Genomic DNA, 19,476 nt, shown 5'->3' on the forward strand with positions numbered 1-19,476 from the left:
GTTCATCGGCGCCCCGCACGCATGCCTGGGTGCAGGCGCGCACGCGCCACCACGGCCTCGGCGATCTCCTCGTCCTCGGCAAGTTCGCGCTGTTCGGCGCATTGCCGCGCGAGGCGATCGGCGCGCTCCTGGTATTGCTCTGCCTGGGATGTATGGCGCGCCAGGCGGCGGCGCACCGCCGCCACCTGCTCCTGTTGCGCCTCGCATGCGTTCTGCGCTTGCTGTAACGCCTGCTCGGCAGCGTGCAGTTGCCGGGCGAGATCCTCGCGATGGCGCTCGCCCTCCAGCCACGACGCAATGCACAGGCGCGGCGCGGCGATCAGCTGGGCCTGTTGCTGCGCCTGCTGTTCGCACTGCTGCAGTCGCTGCGCTCGCTGCTCGCGTTGACTGTCAAGCGCATCCTCGAGCGATTGCAGCTCGCGCAAAGCCTGGCGCAACTCCGCCTCCACCGCCTCGCCACGGCGACGATGCAGCCCCGCCAGCAACCGCCACGGCGCCCGCTTCTCACTCATACAGCGCCTGCTGCAAGTGCCACAGCGACTGCTGGAAATCGGCCACATCGGCGGTTTCCTGGGCAAGGAAGGCGCGGATCGCATCGATGCGCGACACCGCCTCGTCGGCCACCGCGTCGCTCCCGGCACGGTATTCGCCGACCTGCAGCAGCGGTTCGATCTCCTGGTATTTGGCGAGCAGCCGACGCAGCTGTCCGGCCAGATCGAGATGCTCGCGGCCGACGATCTGGGTCATCACCCGGCTCAGGCTGTTCAGCACGTCCACTGCCGGATACTGGTTGCGCGCGGCCAATTCGCGCGACAGCAGCAAATGGCCATCGAGCAGACCCCGCACCTCTTCGGCAACGGGGTCGGAACCCGACTCGTCTTCGGCCAGGACGGTATACAGCGCGGTGATGGAACCGTTGTCGCCCATCCCGGCGCGCTCCACCAGCCGCGGCAACTCGGCGAACACCGACGGCGGGAAGCCGCGCCGCGTCGGCGGCTCTCCGCTCGCCAGGCCGATCTCGCGCTGCGCGCGTGCGAAGCGGGTCAGCGAATCCATCATCAGCAACACGCGCATGCCTTGGTCGCGGAAATGCTCGGCGATCGCGGTACCGACATAGGCGGCCTTGGCGCGCTCCACCGCCGAACGATCGGAGGTGGCGCAGACGATGACGCTACGCGCCATGCCCTGCTCGCCCAGGATGAACTCGATGAATTCGCGCACTTCGCGGCCGCGCTCGCCGATCAGCACGATGACGTTGACGTCGCAGCTGGTGCCGCGCGCGAACATGCCCAACAAGGTGCTTTTGCCGACCCCGGCCGGCGCGAAGATGCCCAGGCGCTGGCCCTCTCCCAGGGTGGTCAGCGCATCCACCAGGCGGATGCCGGTGGATAGCGGCGCATCGATCAGGCGCCGCCGCATCGGGTCCGGCGCTGAGGCATGGATCGGCACCTGCGCGTCGCACTGCACCGGGCCACGCCCATCGGCCGGCTCGCCCAGGCCATCCAGCACCCGCCCCAACAACTGTTCTCCCACCGGCACCGACAACGGGCGCCCCTGGCCGATCACCCGGGTGCTCGCGGACAATCCGAGCATCGCCCCGAATGGCGCCAGCACCGCCTGATCGCGCGCGAAACCCACTACCTCGGCGCGTTGCAGCAAACGGCCATCGGGATTGCGCAATTCGCACACTTCGCCCACGGTGACGGCCAACCCCTCCACGCGCAGCAGGGTGCCGACCAATTCCACCACCTTGCCGTAGCGCACTCCCGGCGCCAGCGTCTCCAGCTCGCGCTGCAGCACGCTGCGGTCCAGGTTCAGCACGTGACCGCCTCTGCGTCAGCCTCCTCGGCCGCTGCGCATTCCACCGCCGCGTCGTTGCCCAGCACTTTGTGCAGCACATCGCGCAAGCTGTCCAGTTGCAATTGCAATCCGGTTTCGAATACGCCGCTGTCCCACTCGCAGCGGCATTCGCCCTGTGCAAGCGTCGTGCATTCGGCCACCTCCACGCGCAACCCGCCGGACTGCGCGGCGAACCGGGCGAATGCCTGCTGCGCCGACGCGAGTTCGCCGGGCGCAACCTGCACCTGCAGGAATTTCGCCTCGGCGCAAGCCTGCTCCAGGGCATGCGCCGCCCGTCGATACAGCGCACCGCGGTCTTCGCCCAGCATCGCGGCGCACGCATCGACGACGACCTGCAGCAGCCGCTCGCGGCCGCGAAGCCATTGCTGGCGCTCGTCGTGCATCGCGCGCACCGACCGCATGTTCCATTCGCGCAACGCGCTACGCCTGCCGGCGGCATAGCCGAGCCGAGCAACGCGCTGGAAGCGTGCGCGCGCAGCGCTGCGCAGGCGCTCGGCTTCCCGCTGCGCGTTGTGCACCAAGGCCTGCGCCTGGTTGTGTGCGCGTTCGGCGTCTTCCAGCAACCGCTGCCGGTGCTGGGCCTCGGCACGGTCCAGCTCCAGCACCGTGGACAATTCCTCGCGCCGCACGATGTCGTCGTCTATCGCAACGTGGCTTTCTGTACGCAACCGCATCATGCCGCGTTCTCCCATATCGTGTTGTACTGCGCGAAAATGCGCCATTGAGCAATGAAATCGCGGCTACCGCCATCGCCCGCCAGCACCGCACTGTCCGGGTCCAGGCCGGCGCTGGCGGCGGCCAGACGCGCCAGGCCCGGCCACGGCCACAGGCCGTCGGCGACCAGGCGACACCAGCCGTCCTGGCACCACGCATGCGCGTGGGCATCGTTGCCGCATTCCAGCAACGGCACCCACGTGGGCGATGCCGGGCAGCCACGCAACCACTGCCACACGGACGGGCCAAGGCGCTCGGCGAGCCACTGCCGCCGTGCGCGCTCGATGCAGTGGCGCAACGCATCCGACCGCGCATAGAGCGCGCGCGCCAACAGCAGTTGCTGCAGCGGCGCAGGTTCCAGTAGCGCCAGTTCGCTATCCGCATCGTCGAAGCACGCCGCCGGCAGCCCATCCAGCTGCAGGGCCGCGACCACGAGCTCCTGACGGCGCAATGGCACCGCGCCGGCCCATGCCCGTCGAAACGCGGCCTGATCGCACAACGGCGGCGGCGGGGACGCCTGCCCCGCCAGCGCCTGCACCCGCGCCCGATAGCGCAGCAGGCGCTGCGCTGGCGCCGCCAGCGCGTTCATTGCGCCGCGTCCCTGGACCTGGGCGGCCGCAGGCGTTGCAGCAACGCTCGCCAGCCGCCATCGCGACGCGCCAGCCAGAACGCGGCGGCGCCGGCCGCGGCCAGCAGCAGCGCGCCCAGGCCCAGCGGCAGCCACCCCATTCCATGCATGGGCGTGGCTTGCGTCGCATCCAGCAGTTGCGACGGCACCATGGTAACGCTGACGTTGTCGTAGCTGAGTCCCTCGACGCTGTGCACCACCAGGTTCTTGATGCTCGGCACCAGCGGCTCCACATCGGTCCCCGGCCGGTACTTGACGAACACCGCGGCACTGGAAGGCTTGACCACATTCGACAGCGGATCGTTGTTGGGCAGCACGATCTGCACATCGGCCACGACCACGCCGTCGATCTCCGACAATGTCTGCGACAGCTGTTGCGAGACGCCGTAGATGAACCGCACCCGCTCCTCGGTGGGCGTGGAGATCAGGCCGTCCTTCTTGAACATGTCGCCGAGATTGGCGTGCTTTTCGCGCGGCAACCCGTGTGCGCGCAAGACTTCCAGCGCGTCGGCCATTTGTTCCTGTGGTGCAGACACCGTCCAGGTCTTGCCGTCGTCGGGACTTTCTTTTTCCGCTTGCACGCCCTTGCGCAGCAGCACCACCAGCATTTCGTTGGCGTCGTTTTCGGTCAGGCCGCTGTACAGCGCAGAACCGCAACTGCTCAGGCACAACGCCAGCAGCGCCACGCACAGCCACCTGCAGACGCCCCGGCAAGGCACGGCAGCACCCATCATTGGTTCTTGAAGAGAGTCTGCACCGCGGACTTGCCGCCCTGCGCCACGGCGGTGCCGATGTTGAGCTGCATCATCGTCATGGTCATGCGGTCCATCATCTGGATCTGCCCGGCCGCCAACTGGGCCATGTCCATGGTCGGTGCGCGCGCGGCGAACTCCTCGGCTTGGTCCATCACGCTTTGCATCGCCTTGTCTTCAGCCCTGACCAGCCGACCGATGGCCGTAGGGTGCTGGGAGATCTGCAGATCCGGCGCGACCCGATGGCCTTGCTGCATCAGCGCTTGAAAGTTATGGACGGAAGCGGCCGACGGGGCCGCCTGGACCGGCGTTGCGGCGCTGCCCGTCATGGCGGCAGTCACCGGACTGATTGGCGCGATAGGCGTCATCTGACTTCTCCTCAGGCGCGAACATAGCCGAGCGTTGAGATGTCCACGGCGGCACTGGCTGCTGGTTCGCCGTCGGCCGCACTGCGCTCGCGCGGCTCCACCGGCTGCCCGCTGAGCATCTTGACCAGCGCCACCGCATCGGGGTCGTTGTTCTCAAGAATCACCTCGTTGGCGCTGATGGTCCAGTCGGAGTCGCCGATCGCGAACAGGCAACACGCACGCAGCGCCTTGCTCATGGGCGGCGCGCTCTTGTCTCCGTCGAAATTGCGCAACATGCGTGCCGCTTCGGCGAAGCGACCGTGCTTGATCGCCAGCCAGGCATCGATGCCGTCCAGCGCCGTGATATTGGGGCGAAGCAAGCGTACGGCGGCCAGCACCGCCTCGGCTTCGACCAATTGGTTGCGCTGCATTGCCACGGTAATGATTTCGATCAGACCGTTGGTGAGCTGGTCGTTGGCCTTGAACGTACTCATCGTCGGTATTTCCTGCAGGATTGGTCGAGCCTGCAGACTAGCGCAGCCACTTCCGGCACTCTCCAGGCAAGGCGAAATCCACGACACGTTGGCGAAACGATTCACGACCGCGACCGCATTTCGGCTTCGCGTACGCGTCAGCGCGTTCGCGGCATGCAAGGCCGGGCCGCCGACAGCGCCGCACAATGCATTGCCCCAGCTTGGCCTCAAGGCAATGTCCGAAGAGAAGACCGAACAACCGACGGAAAAGAAGCTGCAGGACGCTCGACGGGACGGTGAGGTCGCGTTCAGCCAGGATGTGGGCATGGCCGCCAGTGCGATCTGCGCAGTGCTGGCCATGCAGATCTCCTCAGGCTTCCTAGGCGCGCATCTGCGCGCCTTGCTGCACCTGGCGCTGGACATGGGCAACAGCCGCAACGATACCGCCATGCGCCAGGGGATGCTGCGCATGGGCGTGGAAGCCGTCTGGTTGGCACTTCCACTGATGCTGGCGATCGTCGCAGGCCCGCTGTTACTCGGCCTGTTGCAAACGCGCTTCAACCTGTCCTTCAAGAAACTCGAACCGAAACTGGACGCACTGAATCCGGTAACCGGCATCAAACGCATCTTTTCGGCCCGCACGCTGACCGACTTGATCAAGATGCTGGTCAAGGCGGTGGCGATCGGCGCGGTCATGTGGAAAGGCGTGGAAGGGCTGATGCCGCTGCTGTTGGGCACAGCCTACCTCCCGCTGCTGGATATCGCCCAGATCGGCTGGGAGGTGCTGGTGCGCCTGCTAGCCATCACCTGCGTGATCCTGCTGATCATCGCCGGCATCGACATAGGACTGCAGCAGTGGCTGTTCATCCGCGATCACCGGATGAGCAAGGACGAGGTCAAGCGCGAGCACAAGGACGTGGAAGGCGACCCGGAGATCAAGGGCCAGCGCAAGCAGTTCGCGCAAGAGCTGCTGTTCTCCGACCCGCGCCAGCGTCTGTCCAAGGCCAAGGCGGTGGTGGTCAACCCGACCCATTACGCGGTAGCGATCGCCTATTCGCAGGAGTTCGGCGTGCCGCAGGTGGTCGCCAAAGGCGAGGACGAGGCCGCGCTGGTGATACGCGAGGCGGCAATGGCGCAGGGCCTGCCGATCATCGCCAATCCGCCATTGGCGCGCGCGCTCTACAAGGTCGAGCTGGACGCAGCCATTCCCGACGAACTGTTCGCGGTCGTGGCGGCCGTCCTACGCTGGGTCGATGGCCTGGTGCAGACGCCGCCCGACGCCGCGCCCGACCTTCACTAACCACATAGGACCTTCCGCATGCAACTGACTCGTGGACTACGCTACGGCGGCGAGGCGGCGATCGCGCTGTTGGTCGTGGCGGTGGTGGCGTTGATGATCTTGCCGCTCCCCACCACATTGATCGACGCGCTGCTCGCCGTCAACATCGGACTCAGCGTGGTGCTGCTGATGGCCACAATGTACGTGCCGGACTCGCTGGCGCTGTCCTCTTTCCCGTCGCTGCTGCTGTTCACCACCTTGTTGCGGTTGTCGCTGAACATCGCCTCCACCAAGTCGATCCTGCTGCACGCCAACGCCGGCCACATCATCGACAGCTTCGGCAAACTGGTGGTCGGCGGCAATCTGGTGGTCGGCCTGGTGATCTTCCTGATCATCACGACGGTACAGTTCATCGTCATCGCCAAGGGATCTGAACGCGTCGCCGAAGTCGGTGCGCGCTTCACCCTGGACGCGATGCCCGGCAAACAGATGAGCATCGACGCGGACCTGCGCAACGGCAGCCTCACCGCCGACGATGCGCGCGTCAAGCGCGCGCGGCTTGCCATGGAGAGCCAGCTGCACGGCGGCATGGATGGCGCGATGAAGTTCGTCAAGGGCGATGCCATCGCCGGCCTGGTCATCACCTTGGTCAACATCGTGGCCGGCATCATCATCGGCGTCACCTACCACGGCATGAGCGCAGCAGAAGCGGCAAACCGCTTTGCGATCCTGTCGATCGGCGATGCGATGGTGTCGCAGATCGCGTCGCTGTTGATCTCGGTCTCGGCCGGCATCATGATCACCCGCGCCAGCGGCGAAGACGACGACAGCTCGCTGGGCAACGAAATCGGCAAGCAGCTCACCCGCAGCACCCAGGCGCTGTTCTGCGCCGCCGGCATGCTGGCCTGCTTCGCGCTGGTGCCAGGCTTCCCGGCGATGCTGTTCCTGCTGCTGGCCACGGCCATTGCCGGCGGCGGCTTCTGGTTGCGGCACAAGCGCCGCGCCGCCACCGGTCCGGTGCGCGCGCCGGTGACCGGCGCCGCGCGCCGCGGCAGCAAGGGACAGACGCCGACGATCGCCGATCATGCACCGGACTTCGCCGCAGCCTTGTCGGTCCGGCTCGCGCCGGACCTGGCCGACCGCCTTGAAGCGGACACGCTCAGTCGCGCCATCGAGCACGAACGCACGCTGCTGGTCGAGGAGCTGGGGCTGCCGTTCCCCGGGGTGAGCCTGTGGCGCGCGGCGGAATTGCAGGCGCATGAGTTTGAAGTACTGGTGCACGACGTGCCGGTGCAGCGCGCCTCCCTGCCGCCGAGCGCGCAGCCGGAAACCGAACTGGCGCAGCAGGCGACGCGTCCGCTGCGCGAGCGGGCACACCAGTTCCTCGGTCTGCAGGAAACCCAGTGGGTACTGGAGCAGATCAGCGGCGACTATCCGGGCCTGGTCGCGGAAGTGCAGAAGGTCGTGCCACTGCAGCGCATCGCCGATGTGTTGCGGCGCCTGCTCGAGGAGCGGGTTCCGATCCGCAACATCAAGCTGATCCTGGAAAGCCTGGTGATCTGGGGTCCGAAAGAGAAGGATCCGGTGATGCTCACCGAGTACGTCCGCGGCGATCTGGGCGCCTTCTTGGCGCACCGGGTCAGCGGTGGCGCCCCGCAGTTGCCGGCATTGTTGCTGGAGCAGGCGCTCGAGCAGATGATCCGCCAGGCGATCAAGCCGACCCCGGCGGGCAATTTCCTGACCATGGCGCCGGAAGACGCGAAAATGGTGACCGACCGCATCATCGCCATGGCCGGCGACACGCCGAGCGCACCGCTGGCGCTGATCACCTCGATGGACATCCGCCGCTATATCCGGCGGATGATTGAACCGCGAATCGACTGGCTGCCGGTCCACTCCTACCAGGAGTTGAATGGGCATGTCGAACTGGCGCCGATCGGGCGCATCGGTGTATAGCGATGCGCCGCCCGCTGCGCCCCACCATCATCGGTAGCGCGCCACTGGCGGCGCCAGGTGGAAAGTGTGCGCCGCCATCAGCCGCGCGTATGCGCTGGTCACTGTATGGCACGCGCTCCCGCAGTACATGCCGCAACGAGAAGGAAGATCGGGAATGCGAGGACGAGAATGCGCCCGCCATCCTGTCCATGCTTGCGCCGGAACCGGACATGGCAGAAGAACGCGTCCAGACAGATGCGCCTGAGCAGGCATCTCCCGATGCAGCGGCACCGGATCATCACGATCTCGCCCAGCCAGTCCTCCCGCCGCCAACCGCGCCCGCAAATATCGAACGCCGCATCGCAAACGCCGTGCTGCACGACAGCCACGCACGCCTGGCGATGCAACGGGTGGCCAACCACGTAAGCGAGTTCTGCAATGCCGCACCGGTACGCGAAGGCGGCCTATGGGAAGCGCAGCTGGACCTGCGCGAGGACGTCCTGCCGGCCACCAACCTGTGGATGCGCCTTTCGCCTGGCTCGCTGTTACTTCGCTTCCGCTGCGGTACGCCGCTCGCGCAGCAGCTAGTGTGCACCGGTCGACAAAGCCTGCACAAAGCGCTGGATGCTGTGCTGGATGAGCCTTGCGACGTGGATATAGAAGTCGTTTGATCCCCTCCCCCTGTCGATGCCCATGTCCAGCCCAGCGATCGCACCCATCTCGCAGCTGCAGACCCGTCTGCCGCGCATCGCGCGCTCCGCGGTCCGGCTGGGACGCTTGTTGTGTCGCCAGCCGCTGGCCGACGCGGCGGCACTGACGCTGCAGCACGGCCTGCCCGAGTCGGGAATCTACGCACGGCTGGCCGTGGAGCTTGGCAGCGCTGGACGCTTGACGCTGTGCATGGACGTCGGTGCCGACCCCGCTTTGCGCGCGCTGCTGGTCGATGGCGGCGCGACGCAAACCGCCTTGGCCGCGCTGTTGCTGGACACGCCGTTGGCGGCGCTGGATAGGCTTGGTCTGGGCCAGCCGCGGGTCGTCGACTTCGCCGCCTGGCCGGCCCCCTTGCCTAGCGCATGCGGTCCGCTTCTGGTCCTGGGCGATACGGCGTTGCCATTGCCGTGCATGCCGGTGGATGCCTGCGCCAGCGCCATGCAGGCGCTGGAGTCGGCCTGTGGCGGCATCGACGCAGGGGCGGTGACCACCGCAACGCTGCGGTCGCTTCGGCTGTGCGCGTATCCGTGCCTCGGCGAGCGCCGCTATCGCAGCGAGCGACTGGCCTCGCTGCGCCCCGGCGATGCGCTGATCGCGCCGCTGCAACGCCGCCATGGCGGCTATCGCGCCTGGCTGCGCTGCGGCATGGCCAGCGGCCGGCAGTGGCGGCTGCCAGGCCATATCGAATGCAACACCTTCCACATAGAGGACAGCGCAGACATGGCACAGATGAGCGATGCCACCACGGCGGCCGAACCTGGGCAATCCGTCCCTCCGTCCGCGCCCGTGCCGGTCGAACAGGTGGATGTTCCGGTCCAGCTGGAACTGGATCCGCTGGTGCTACCACTGGGCGAACTGGGCACGCTGCACCCTGGCCATGTGCTCGAGTTGAACACCTCGCTGGAAGACGCACGCGTGCACCTGATGGTCTACGGGCAGAGCATCGGCAACGGGCGCCTGATCGCCATCGGCGACCATCTCGGCGTGCAGCTGCTCAGCGTGAACGGACATCCGCATGCAGACGCCTGACTTCGGCTCGCTGCTGCTGTTGGTGGTGCTGCTGGCACTGCTGCCGTTCGCAGCCATGGTGATCACCTCCTACACTAAGATCGTGGTGGTCCTGGGCCTGCTGCGCAACGCCATCGGCGTGCAGCAGGTACCGCCGAACATGGTGCTCAACGGCGTGGCCCTGATCATGTCCTGCTTCGTGATGGCGCCGGTGGGCATGGAGGCGATGCGCATCGCCCGCGCCGGCGGCGGCACCGCACCCGGCACCAGCGAGGTGGTGGTGATGATGGACGCGGCACGGCAACCATTCAAACGCTTCCTGCTGGCGCATACCCGCGAGCGCGAAAAGGCGTTTTTCATGCACTCGGCACGGCAGATCTGGCCCAAGGACCAGGCCGACGCGCTCAAGCCGGACGACCTGATCGTGCTGGCCCCGGCCTTCACCATGACCGAGCTCACCGACGCCTTCAGGATCGGCTTCCTGATCTACCTGGCCTTCATCGTGGTCGATCTGGTCATCGCCAATGCGCTGATGGCGCTCGGGTTGAATCAGGTCACCCCGACCAACGTGGCGATTCCCTTCAAACTGCTGTTGTTCGTGGCGCTGGACGGCTGGTCCACGCTGCTGCACGGCCTGATCCTGACCTATAGGTGATGCCATGGGTGCCGACGATCTGGTCCGCTTCACCTCCGATGCGCTGATGTTGTGCCTGATGGTCTCGCTGCCGGTGGTTCTGGTCGCCGCGGCCTCCGGCCTGGTGATCGCCTTTTTTCAAGCGGTGCTGTCGCTGCAGGACGCATCGATCTCCTTCGCATTGAAGTTGATCGTGGTCGTCGTCAGCCTGCTCATCGCCGCGCCATGGGGCGCCGGCGCGGTGCTGGAGTTCGCCAAGACCATGTTCGGAGCAGCCTTCCCATGATCAAGCCCCGTTTCGGCCGCATCACCAGATTCGGCACGCAGATCGACTCGGCGGACGGGACGCCGCCAGAGTGCCCCGCGTCCGACGCGCATGCGCAAGAATCCGGCGAGAGCGAGAGCCCCTGGTCGGGGGCCGTAACCTCGTCGGCGCGGTTTCCGCCGAGCTGGCGCAAGCGCAGGCGCCTGGTCGGCGGCCGCCATGTAGAAGAAGAAGGCGAATTGCCGGAACCGCCCTCGCTGGCGCTCGAAACCGAACGCGACATCGATGCCGCCTCGCTCAAGGTCCATGCCGGCGCCCAGCAGCAACCGAACCAGGAATCGGACGCACGCCACAACCCAGGCGGCGGACCTGCGCACGATGCCACGAACGAGGCCGTACCGTCCTCTCAGGCGGACGAAGTGCCGGCGCCAGCCGCGGCCGCGGCGGCGGCGGCGCAACTTTCCGAGAGCGATTCGGCCTTCGAGCAGATCCTGAACGGCTATCGCAGCGCCGCCGGCGATCAGGCCCCGCCAGCACTGGCACGCGCGCTGCTGCAGGTGCGCGACCGCGTCCTCGATCGCTCGTTGCCGACGTCCTTCAACATCGCCAGCTGGATCCTGCTGCGCGAACACATCGCCCGAACCACACCGGCCAACGCGACAGCGACGCCGAGCAAGTCGCTGGAACAGGTGCGTACGCAGCTGAGGGAGCTGGTAAAGCCCACCTCGAAGATGCCGGAGCCGGCTACGCAGACGTTGCACCTGCTGCTGCCGCTGCTGTTACTGCATGCGGACCGACCGCGTAACGCAAGGCACCGGCAACGCGCCATCGCAATGCTTGACATCGCCTGTACCGGAATGGGAGGAGTTCGCGCATGAACGCCGAGATTCGCATCTTGACCGGGCGCCACGCCGGCGCGCGGATACCGTTGTCACCAGGACGTTACCAGCTCGGCCCGGAAGACAACGCCGACCTGCAACTGACCGATTGGACCGGCCCCTCGCTGACCTTGGAGATCGACGCAGATGCAAACGTACGCTATGCCGACGACACCCAGGCGGATGTGGCGCAAGCGCTGCAGCCCTACGTGCCGGTGTGCTTCGACGCTATCGTGCTGTGCACCGGGCCGTCGGACCAGCCATGGCCGGACGAGCTGCAACTGCTCCGCGATGCGCTGCAACCGCGACCGGCCAGCCCGCCTGCCAGCGCTCCCGCCGCAGCGCCGCCTTCGCAGCGCAAGCGGCGCTTCGCATGGATCGCGGCAGTGACCGTGCTGGCCCTGTCCTTGACCGCCTGGCGCTACGATGCGCCAAGGGCGAATGCCAAGTCCGCGGCGCAGACGCAAATGGCGCAGGCGCAGCAGGCCTTCGCGCGGATGGGACAGACGGAGCTGCGTCTGCGCGCTGCCCAGGATCGGGTGGAGATCGAGGGTATGGTGCGCAGCACGTCCGATGCGCAGCGCGTGGAGCATTGGCTGGAGCGGCATCCAGGTCCATGGCAGACGCATTTTGGCGTTGCCCAGACCCTGATCGAATCGATGAACGAATCGCTGCACGAGCCGAACCTGAAGATCCGTTACCGCGGGCATGGCGTGTACGAGGTCAACGGCGCAAGCGAACACCCCGACACCGTGGCGCAGCGACTGGAGCAGCTGCGCCACGACATGGGGCCGCATGTGGTGCGGATCGACGCCAGACTGCGCGCGCTGGACCCGCGCGACGCGTTGCCCAGCACCTACGACACGGCCCTGTCCGTGGACGAATTGCACTACGTGGAGACGCCTGACGGCTCCAAGCATTTCACCGACATCTCCCCCTGACACTGGACGACACCGCCATGTTCGAGACATTCGATAGCAGCATCGGCAACGATCTGAACAAACTGCTGGAGACGCGCCGCGAGGATCCTTCGGGTCAACGCCTGAACCGGGCCATCACTGCACTGCGCGACGCAGCAGAGCAAGCCAACCAGCACAGGATCTCGGCGGCAGACGCCAACGAGCGCAATGAGGCGAAGGTATTGCACGAGGGATTGCTAGCAGCCGCTGAGGTAGTGACTCAAGTGCTCGAAGCCGACGCTTAGAGAATGTGCGGTCGCCATAACGTGAAGCCACTTGAAATCTGTACATAGACGCTGACGAGTGCAGAGGTAAACAGCGTTAACGAGCCAATGGCGTCCGCTCTTTGGCCCTAACGGGCCAGCAACGATCCGCGCGGCAGATGCCGTGGGGAGCCACGCGCAAGCGTGTTCATTAACCGCGACAACCTCCAGGAGAAAACTTATGTCATTCCCCTTTAGCGCTTTAGGCCACGGATCCAGCACAGGTATTGCAGCTGGCTCCTTCGGTATGGGTCTTAAGGACCTTGGCATCTCCGGCATGTCCGGCATGGGCAACAACCTCATAGCCGGAGGCCAGATGGGCGGCATGATTGGAAACATGAGGACAAACGTAAGCGAGCAGGAAGCGATGATGGATCAAGTCACCGCACTGCAAAACGAATTGAATTTTCATATGGCGATGGATTCGCTCGCGAAGCAGGCCGGCTCCAATGCAAAGCAGCTGACCTCTGGTTCGTGATAGATAGCCGCACTGCGATATGCAAGCGGCGGCGAGGCTTCCACCGGATGCCTCGCCGCCTATACAACTCCAATTGAACACCGGTTCGCGCAACGATGAACCAACCGGCTTTTTCGAGGCTGATAGACGATCTTTGCGCGGAACTAGGCATGGTCCCGGCCAATGTGGCTGGGACCCATTTTTCGTTCGAGAACGACGGTTTCCAGGTTACCCTGCGCTATCCGGACGAGGCCGCTCTGGCCGAACCCGATGCGGCGATGTACCTGCTGATCGGGTTCGGCGTGATGCCGCCCGGGCGCACACTGCAGGTCTTCCGGCTCATGCTGGAGGCCAATCTTTCCGTCTATGCGCAGGACCAGGCACAGCTGGGGCTGGAGCCGGCCAGCGGTGAAGTGGTGCTGATCGCCAGGGTGGGTCTGGACGCCGACATCCATGGCGGCTGGCTCGCCGATCTGGTCACCCACTATGTCCAACACGGGCGCTACTGGCGCGACACCATCTTTGCCTGTACGGACGAGATGTACTCGGCGCTGTGCACCGGCGAGTATCTCTGGATCCGCGCCTGACCCATTCGCCTGGCCCGTGCTGCCAGACCACGCCCGCGCCTGAATCGCCCATGGCGCGCACTGCATTGGCCGGTCGCCGGCGCCCCTCCCCCCGCCCCCCACCCTGAAACGCTCTACGGCACACGGGCGCCGCGATCGCCGCCCGGGCGCACCGCCCTGAGGCCCGTCATCGCGTGCGCATCGGCCTGTGCGATGCCGCAAAAAGTGATCGTCGGCACATAAAATCCCCTCAGCACTTCGTTCATCCCGTCTGCTGTGCTCGACAGCGCGAGCCACCATGCCTCGCCCCTTCCTGGCTCCCGTGCTGACGGCGACTGCATGCCGGCCGGCCCGCGCGGCGACGCCGATGTAGAAGCCGGCAGGAGTCAGCTTGCAGGCACCGGAGCGGCCGCGGCATCGCATCACCCGTCCCTCAATCGACCCGGCAAGTGCCGCCGTTACCGCTACCACCATGGCTACCAACACGACCGACCCGCACACCATCGGCCGCGCACTGGCGGCTGAATCTACGCCGTTCGGAAAGGCCGAACCACAGTCGGAGGCTGACCGCAAGCTAAAGCAATCGATGTCATAAACAGAAATTTGAGACAGAGTGTTGCTTATTTCTTGTCTTTCTCGCGATTATGTCAAGCCAGTGTTGCTAGGACGCGCCATTGTCTACCTCCCCCGATAGCGACTTCGCGATATTTTCTATGCGCCCTGACCCCATCCTCTGCCCCCGCTCTTGCGCCTCACCACGTCCCGCCGCAATGGCCACCTGCCCGTCCGGCGGCACCGCTGCCGACGCACCTTGGAGAACGCGATGATGAGTCCGGATTGGGCACCTCGGGGACAGCACTACGCGCTGCTGAGCCGCGACCCGGCGCTGATCGCCCAGGTCTCCGAAAGCCTGCGCTGCCTGCGTCCGGAACTTCAGGTCTTCAGCGAAGAGCTCGAGGTGTTGCGCGCCCTGCGCCAGTCTCCGTGCGAATTGATCCTGTTCGACGCGAACTGTGCCTCGCCGGTGGACAGCGCGGTGCTGGCCTGGCAGCACTGCCATCAGGGCCGGCCGATCCCGCTGATCGTGATCGGCCGCTTTCCGACGTGCACGGCGATCTTCGACTGGTACCGTGCCGGCGCGCTGGATGTGCTCAGCATTCCGTTCAACACCAACGAACTGCACGTACGCGCCGCGCTGGCCACGCGCATGCTGGAGCCGGCCGCCAACGACGACCAGCGCATCCGTGTGGGAGCCTATCTGCTGGATCGCCCCAGCAGCACGGTCTATCTGAACGATGAGCCGATCAAGCTCACCGCGCGCGAGTTCTGTATCGCGTGGCTGCTGTTCTCCAATGCGGGCGTCTGCCTGCGTCGCTGCCAGCTGGCCAAGACCATCTGGGGCAGCGTCAGCGACTTCACCGACCGCACCCTGGAGCAGCACATCTACAAGTTGCGCAAGAAATTGCAGCTATGCAGTACCGGCAGCGTGCGCATCCGCACCATCTATTCGCATGGCTACCAGCTCGAGCTGATCGAAGGCGAGCGCCCGTGCGAGCCACCCTTGCCGCCCTTGGCGCCGCTGCCGGCAACCCTGGCCAGCGCGTGAGCCCCCGCGCTGGACGCCTCCGCATCCAGCGCGGCTGCAGCCGTGCGTAACTGCAACGGCCTGCGCGCACCGCACCTTCGCTGACGGCGGCGGTAGCATGCGACCGCGCGGCTCACGCCCGCCCGCTGTCGGCCAGCACGTGCACGCATCGGCGCCTGGCGCGCGCGCCGCAACCGCTCGCTAGCGCGCACTGCGATCCGCGCATGACGCCGGTATTGCAAAAGTGATGAAGTCCACACTTTTTTCCAGCGCCGGCCGTCGCCGCGCGGTTTGCTTCGCTTGTCCGACATCGGCTTCGCCTGCAGCGGTTCCGATCCTCGAGGACACGACTCAAATGTTCTTCAGCGGCCACAAGGCATGCACCCCAGCATCAGCTCATCACCAACTGATGACTGCATACGCTATCCATCCCAGGTGAACGCTCCATGTCGAGTGAAAGCGAAGTACCCCCGCCATCCGTTCCGCTGGATGCTGTGTTCGCGCAAATCGGTTTGCACCTTGGCATCGATGCACAGCTCATGCAGGCGGCCGCAGGCGGCGAGCCGTTCGTCGCTCCGTCCGGATTGCTGTGCCGGCTGCACAGCGAACCGCACGGGGCGACGTGGCGCGTTTATCCCGAAGCGCTGCTGCCGCTGACCGGAGCCGAACTGGGCGGCGCGGACGTCGTCCGTCTGCTGGCGATCCAGGACCTCATGCTGACCGAGCATGGCCTGCGCCTGGGCCTGGCCGATGAAGGCATGTTGTCGCTGCGCCCGCTGCTTTATGCGGACGGCATCGACCAGGTGGTCACGCAGCTGGATCAGGTCCAGGCGCTGGGCCGGGCGATCCTGTTCGCGCTGCTGGACGACGCCCCGGCCGCGCACGCGCAGGAGGCGACGCAATGAGAACGTCGTCACCCATCTCCGCCACCACCTCGCCGACGCGCGTTGCGCACGAGATGGCGTCCACGCCCCCGCAGGAATCGATCCAGCCCTCACCGCCCGCCGACATCCAGACCGAGGCGCTCTCGCAGCGCGCGCCGCGCCCAGGGTCGCAGCGCAGCGGCCGCCTTCAGACAGGCGGTTCGCCCACGGCGGAGGGTGCGACGCCGTCAACCGCAAGCAGCTCCGTCCCAGAGATTCGCCTGTGGATCGGATCGCAGGACCCAGATCGCGCCGCCACGCTGCCTGTTGCCGCCCGTCTTCAAGAGCAGCCGGAACCGTCCTCTCGTTCCGACGTCGCGTCGCTGTCGCAGCTGCAGCGCCCCGCTTCGACGCAGGCTTCGGGCGCCAGCCGCAGCCAGCCGCCCCCTGCATTGCAGCGTCGGGCGTTCGTCAACCAATTGCGTATTTACCTGAACGAGTACCCCGCAACCGCGGACACAGACGATGCGCCGGAAACCCAGGAGCAACTGGAAGAGGAATACGTGGAGTGGGCGGCCGACCGATTGCAGCAGCGGCACGAAGCTTACGGCCCGAACGGCGGCTATCGCTTCAACGAAAACATGAGCGCGGCGGGCACCGCGGCGGCGTTGCCGGCAGCCTATGAGACGCTGAAGGGATTTCTCTCCTCCGCACTGCGAACGCCTCCCGGCAGCGCCACTGCGACCAAGTACGACCAGCAAGACGGCAGCCTCACCACCAAGGTCGGCCCGACAGCGGTCGGCGGGGCCACCTCCGGAATCACCTCCTACTTCACAGAGCAGATCCTGTTGAGCGCCATCGAACGCCGCGCGCGCCTGGCCAACATGCCCGCGTTCAAGCCCATTGCGCCGTCCATTCTCAGCCCGGAGCCCGGACCGGTGCAAATGGAGATCACCGCGGAGGGGAACAAGCACTTTTGGCGGCCACTGCGCGACGAGGAGGTCTCGCACCTCGAACACGAAAGCGACCGACCGACCTTCGGGAAACTGCAGAGCATCGCACGCAACCGGCAACGGCAGCTGTTGGAGCGACAGAAGTTGATGGACGGCAAGGCCGAGGCAACCTTCCTGAAACCGGTGCTGACCGGCACGCTCAACGGGGTACGGCGCAGCCTGAGCAGCACCGCAACCCTGCTGTCACCGCCCCTTGTGTTGGGCACATCGATGATCGGCTCCGGCACCTCCGGTGCGCTCGGCAAGGCCATCCTCGAAACCGGCAAGGCGCTACCTCGGATCGGCCAGACCCAGGTGGACAATCTGGTCGGCGGCACCCAGACGGTCAATCTGTTCCGGCTCGCCCGCCACGACGAATCGGCGCCGGCGCTGCGCTGGAGCGACGCGCGGCGGTTGCATCACACGCTTGTGGAGATCGCGCAGGAAGCAGGCGCCCTGGCAACGCTACCGTTCACGTCGCCGCTGATGGCGGTGCGCAGCGTACGCGACCTGCTGCTGCGCCATATGGGCGGTAATATCTTGACCAGTTGGGTCGCCACCGGCGGAGGCCTGGTCCTGGCGTCGCTGGTGCGCGGCAGCTACGGCACGCCTGCGACCAATGAATCCCTGTCCTCGCCCGGCAGCGTCGTCCAGCAATTCGGCCAGTCCTTCTCCAACGACGCGGTCTGGAATGCGACCAATAGCGCACTGAGCGATACCAAGCACGACCTGGCCGTCAACCTGGACGGGCATCGCGACAACAAACAGGCCAGGCTGAGGTCGAGGGCATTGACCATCCAGGCCGGGTTGCAGCCGGAGATCGACCTCATTCGCAATGCAGCCGAGCAGACCCAGAATGCGCGCCTGCAGCAGGTCGCTGCCGCGCTGGAGCAGTCGCTGCAGCATGGGACGGGCGTGCTCGAACGAAGCAGATTCGAGACAGCCCTCGCCACCATCGGCGCCACCATCGGCCAGGTGCTCGACGCGCCGGACGGCATCGAGCAGCAGACCCTGAATCGGCTGCGCACACTGCAAGACCAGGTCACCGACGTGCGTGGGCTGCTGATGCAGCGCCAAGCGCTGCTCGATTGGCGCAATGGGCGGCCGCGGGCCAGCACGTAGCGCCCAGCGGCGATCGCCCTGGAGCGCCCTGCCACACTGCGTTGTGTTTCCTAAAAGAAAGGCCTATGCGCCGTTGAACACGCCCTCTAACGCGCCCGCATCGTGGGGGCAGCACGTGCAATCTTCGGCCGGCCCCATCAGCTTCCTGCGCGAAATCAGCGGCGAGGCGCTGTTCGCCGCCCTGCGCAAACTTGCGCCGGAAGCGGTGATTCCACCCACTGAGGGGAAAGGCGCAAGACCAATCGTCGCATCATGCGCCTGGCGTGTCGTGGCGCGCTGGACCGCGCTGGGCAGCCAGCTCGATCGGCAGCGCCGACCGCCACCGAAGCTCGGTGGCGGCAGAACGACTCAGCGCAGCGCGAAAGAACCCGAGTGCAGCGAACCGCTGTATCCGAAGTTCGTGCCCGGCTCCATCGCTGCTCGATTGAACTCGTTGAACTTCTCGCGCACTGCTTCGATTTCTGCAAGATAGTCGTCAGGACCGCGGCTTCCAAGCGAGCCTGCCAACTTGCCGCGGATTTTCCGGATAGTTGTCTCCAATGACTCCAGGGTCGATTGCAGACCCGGCTCCCCCTGCTGGACCTGTTCATCGATCTGACTATGCAATTCTTCCGCCTGGCGAAGCGCCCCCTGCAGACCGGCCACGTTAATTGCCTGGCCCCTCTGATGTACCGGCGCGTTCGAGACGCGGGGTCGCAGGCCGGCAAGCGCCTGATCGTTCGATACAATCGGCTGGTAGGGATCGCGCTCATGTGGCGCGCCCGGCGTGGCAGACCCTTGTGCGTGCTCATCTTGCTGGTAACGCGCACTGGACGACCCACCGGAACCAAAACAGCGATTTATATTTCCCATCATTGTTTCCTTCGTAGAAATCGAAACAGGACATCCATTTTGGATCGGCGTGAAACCGCGCGCGCCATGAACCACGAATTTCCGGAAAGCAAACCGAATACAGGCGACCGGCGAGCGGGCTTGCAGGCGGCAGGGCCGGCCCGCACCGCCACGTCATCGTCATGTCATCTGCGCCAGCGAGGCTGACCCGCCGTGCGCCGAACGCAGGCGATGACCGGCAACGCCAGACGCGCGTGGACGCAGATGGTCGACCAGCACGGTCCGGTGCTGCGCGGCTTCTTCGTGCGCCGCGGCGCCAGCGAGGACGCTCTGAGGACATGGTGCAGGAGACCT

Annotated in this window: 23 protein-coding genes and 1 pseudogene; 15 read left to right on the forward strand and 9 right to left on the reverse strand. The window is 66.0% G+C overall.

The window, feature by feature from the left end:
- Nucleotides 1-2: 2 nt before the first annotated feature.
- The 7 genes from ISN38_RS04670 to ISN38_RS04700 form a co-directional block, all read right to left on the reverse strand.
- A complete protein-coding gene (locus tag ISN38_RS04670; RefSeq protein ID WP_230939179.1) occupies nucleotides 3-560 on the reverse strand; it encodes a type III secretory pathway component in 558 nt (185 codons plus the stop codon).
- Complete coding sequence (gene sctN, locus ISN38_RS04675; protein ID WP_003469714.1) at nucleotides 505-1,821, reverse strand: type III secretion system ATPase SctN; 1,317 nt, start codon at nucleotides 1,819-1,821, stop codon at nucleotides 505-507. The genes ISN38_RS04670 and sctN overlap by 56 nt, the downstream gene beginning before the upstream one ends.
- Nucleotides 1,815-2,465 carry a type III secretion system stator protein SctL gene (sctL, locus tag ISN38_RS04680; RefSeq protein ID WP_241753985.1) on the reverse strand — a complete coding sequence of 217 codons (651 nt, stop codon included), beginning with the start codon at nucleotides 2,463-2,465 and terminating at the stop codon, nucleotides 1,815-1,817. The genes sctN and sctL overlap by 7 nt, the downstream gene beginning before the upstream one ends.
- Before the next feature lie 68 nt (nucleotides 2,466-2,533).
- Complete coding sequence (locus tag ISN38_RS04685) at nucleotides 2,534-3,163, reverse strand: type III secretion protein HrpB4 (protein ID WP_047324666.1); 630 nt, start codon at nucleotides 3,161-3,163, stop codon at nucleotides 2,534-2,536.
- The gene (gene sctJ / locus ISN38_RS04690) at nucleotides 3,160-3,936 is read right to left on the reverse strand and encodes a type III secretion system inner membrane ring lipoprotein SctJ (protein WP_047324665.1); all 777 of its coding nucleotides are present in this window, start codon (nucleotides 3,934-3,936) and stop codon (nucleotides 3,160-3,162) included. The genes ISN38_RS04685 and sctJ overlap by 4 nt, the downstream gene beginning before the upstream one ends.
- Nucleotides 3,933-4,322 carry a type III secretion protein HrpB2 gene (locus ISN38_RS04695; protein ID WP_003469707.1) on the reverse strand — a complete coding sequence of 130 codons (390 nt, stop codon included), beginning with the start codon at nucleotides 4,320-4,322 and terminating at the stop codon, nucleotides 3,933-3,935. The genes sctJ and ISN38_RS04695 overlap by 4 nt, the downstream gene beginning before the upstream one ends.
- A gap of 11 nt (nucleotides 4,323-4,333) precedes the next feature.
- Nucleotides 4,334-4,795, reverse strand: a complete 462-nt coding sequence (locus ISN38_RS04700; protein ID WP_003469705.1) for an HrpB1 family type III secretion system apparatus protein — start codon at nucleotides 4,793-4,795, stop codon at nucleotides 4,334-4,336.
- Nucleotides 4,796-5,009: 214 nt separating this feature from the next.
- Between ISN38_RS04700 and sctU the strand changes: the two genes are divergently transcribed.
- The 11 genes from sctU (at nucleotide 5,010) to ISN38_RS04755 (ending at nucleotide 13,750) form a co-directional block, all read left to right on the forward strand.
- Complete coding sequence (gene sctU, locus ISN38_RS04705; protein ID WP_003469703.1) at nucleotides 5,010-6,074, forward strand: type III secretion system export apparatus subunit SctU; 1,065 nt, start codon at nucleotides 5,010-5,012, stop codon at nucleotides 6,072-6,074.
- An 18-nt stretch (nucleotides 6,075-6,092) separates the two neighbouring features.
- The gene (locus tag ISN38_RS04710) at nucleotides 6,093-8,009 is read left to right on the forward strand and encodes an FHIPEP family type III secretion protein (protein ID WP_047324664.1); all 1,917 of its coding nucleotides are present in this window, start codon (nucleotides 6,093-6,095) and stop codon (nucleotides 8,007-8,009) included.
- 89 nt (nucleotides 8,010-8,098) lie between these two features.
- Nucleotides 8,099-8,659 (forward strand): type III secretion system protein SctP, encoded by a 561-nt coding sequence (gene sctP / locus ISN38_RS04715; RefSeq protein WP_047324663.1) that lies wholly within the window; start codon nucleotides 8,099-8,101, stop codon nucleotides 8,657-8,659.
- A 22-nt stretch (nucleotides 8,660-8,681) separates the two neighbouring features.
- Complete coding sequence (gene sctQ / locus ISN38_RS04720; protein WP_058358351.1) at nucleotides 8,682-9,728, forward strand: type III secretion system cytoplasmic ring protein SctQ; 1,047 nt, start codon at nucleotides 8,682-8,684, stop codon at nucleotides 9,726-9,728.
- Nucleotides 9,715-10,362 carry a type III secretion system export apparatus subunit SctR gene (sctR, locus tag ISN38_RS04725; protein ID WP_003469695.1) on the forward strand — a complete coding sequence of 216 codons (648 nt, stop codon included), beginning with the start codon at nucleotides 9,715-9,717 and terminating at the stop codon, nucleotides 10,360-10,362. Before sctQ ends, sctR begins: the two co-directional genes overlap by 14 nt.
- 4 nt (nucleotides 10,363-10,366) lie before the next feature.
- Nucleotides 10,367-10,627, forward strand: coding sequence for a type III secretion system export apparatus subunit SctS (gene sctS / locus ISN38_RS04730; protein WP_003469694.1), 261 nt, complete (start codon nucleotides 10,367-10,369; stop codon nucleotides 10,625-10,627).
- Nucleotides 10,624-11,484, forward strand: coding sequence for a hypothetical protein (locus ISN38_RS04735; RefSeq protein ID WP_003469688.1), 861 nt, complete (start codon nucleotides 10,624-10,626; stop codon nucleotides 11,482-11,484). Before sctS ends, ISN38_RS04735 begins: the two co-directional genes overlap by 4 nt.
- Nucleotides 11,481-12,425 carry an HrpD5 family protein gene (gene hrpD5, locus ISN38_RS04740; protein ID WP_058358350.1) on the forward strand — a complete coding sequence of 315 codons (945 nt, stop codon included), beginning with the start codon at nucleotides 11,481-11,483 and terminating at the stop codon, nucleotides 12,423-12,425. Before ISN38_RS04735 ends, hrpD5 begins: the two co-directional genes overlap by 4 nt.
- 17 nt (nucleotides 12,426-12,442) lie before the next feature.
- The gene (gene hrpD6 / locus ISN38_RS04745; protein WP_003469678.1) at nucleotides 12,443-12,688 is read left to right on the forward strand and encodes an HrpD6 family protein; all 246 of its coding nucleotides are present in this window, start codon (nucleotides 12,443-12,445) and stop codon (nucleotides 12,686-12,688) included.
- 199 nt (nucleotides 12,689-12,887) lie between these two features.
- Entirely contained in the window at nucleotides 12,888-13,184 is a 297-nt protein-coding gene (locus tag ISN38_RS04750; RefSeq protein WP_058358349.1) for a hypothetical protein, read from the forward strand.
- A gap of 95 nt (nucleotides 13,185-13,279) precedes the next feature.
- Complete coding sequence (locus ISN38_RS04755; RefSeq protein WP_080603112.1) at nucleotides 13,280-13,750, forward strand: CesT family type III secretion system chaperone; 471 nt, start codon at nucleotides 13,280-13,282, stop codon at nucleotides 13,748-13,750.
- Between the two features lie 113 nt (nucleotides 13,751-13,863).
- On the opposite strand, the gene ISN38_RS20565 is transcribed toward ISN38_RS04755, so the two are convergent.
- Nucleotides 13,864-13,995: a hypothetical protein gene (locus tag ISN38_RS20565; protein WP_256045832.1), complete on the reverse strand. Its 132-nt coding sequence runs from the start codon at nucleotides 13,993-13,995 to the stop codon at nucleotides 13,864-13,866.
- 560 nt (nucleotides 13,996-14,555) lie between these two features.
- On the opposite strand from ISN38_RS20565, the gene ISN38_RS04760 reads away from it, so the two are divergent.
- The 3 genes from ISN38_RS04760 (at nucleotide 14,556) to xopF2 (ending at nucleotide 18,291) form a co-directional block, all read left to right on the forward strand.
- On the forward strand, nucleotides 14,556-15,335 hold the full coding sequence (locus ISN38_RS04760; RefSeq protein ID WP_003469671.1) for a winged helix-turn-helix transcriptional regulator: 780 nt from the start codon (nucleotides 14,556-14,558) through the stop codon (nucleotides 15,333-15,335).
- A 473-nt stretch (nucleotides 15,336-15,808) separates the two neighbouring features.
- Complete coding sequence (locus ISN38_RS04765; RefSeq protein ID WP_003469668.1) at nucleotides 15,809-16,219, forward strand: hypothetical protein; 411 nt, start codon at nucleotides 15,809-15,811, stop codon at nucleotides 16,217-16,219.
- Nucleotides 16,216-18,291, forward strand: coding sequence for a type III secretion system effector XopF2 (gene xopF2 / locus ISN38_RS04770; protein WP_038238228.1), 2,076 nt, complete (start codon nucleotides 16,216-16,218; stop codon nucleotides 18,289-18,291). Before ISN38_RS04765 ends, xopF2 begins: the two co-directional genes overlap by 4 nt.
- A 348-nt stretch (nucleotides 18,292-18,639) precedes the next feature.
- On the opposite strand, the gene ISN38_RS20135 is transcribed toward xopF2, so the two are convergent.
- Nucleotides 18,640-18,936 (reverse strand): hypothetical protein, encoded by a 297-nt coding sequence (locus ISN38_RS20135; protein WP_003469663.1) that lies wholly within the window; start codon nucleotides 18,934-18,936, stop codon nucleotides 18,640-18,642.
- A 417-nt stretch (nucleotides 18,937-19,353) separates the two neighbouring features.
- Here ISN38_RS20135 and ISN38_RS04780 point away from each other — a divergent pair.
- Nucleotides 19,354-19,475, forward strand: a pseudogene (locus tag ISN38_RS04780) (RNA polymerase subunit sigma-70); the annotation flags it as partial.
- Between the last annotated feature and the right edge of the window lies 1 nt (nucleotide 19,476).

The organism is Xanthomonas translucens pv. undulosa, assembly GCF_017301775.1.
GTDB classification, from domain to species: Bacteria; Pseudomonadota; Gammaproteobacteria; order Xanthomonadales; family Xanthomonadaceae; genus Xanthomonas_A; species Xanthomonas_A translucens.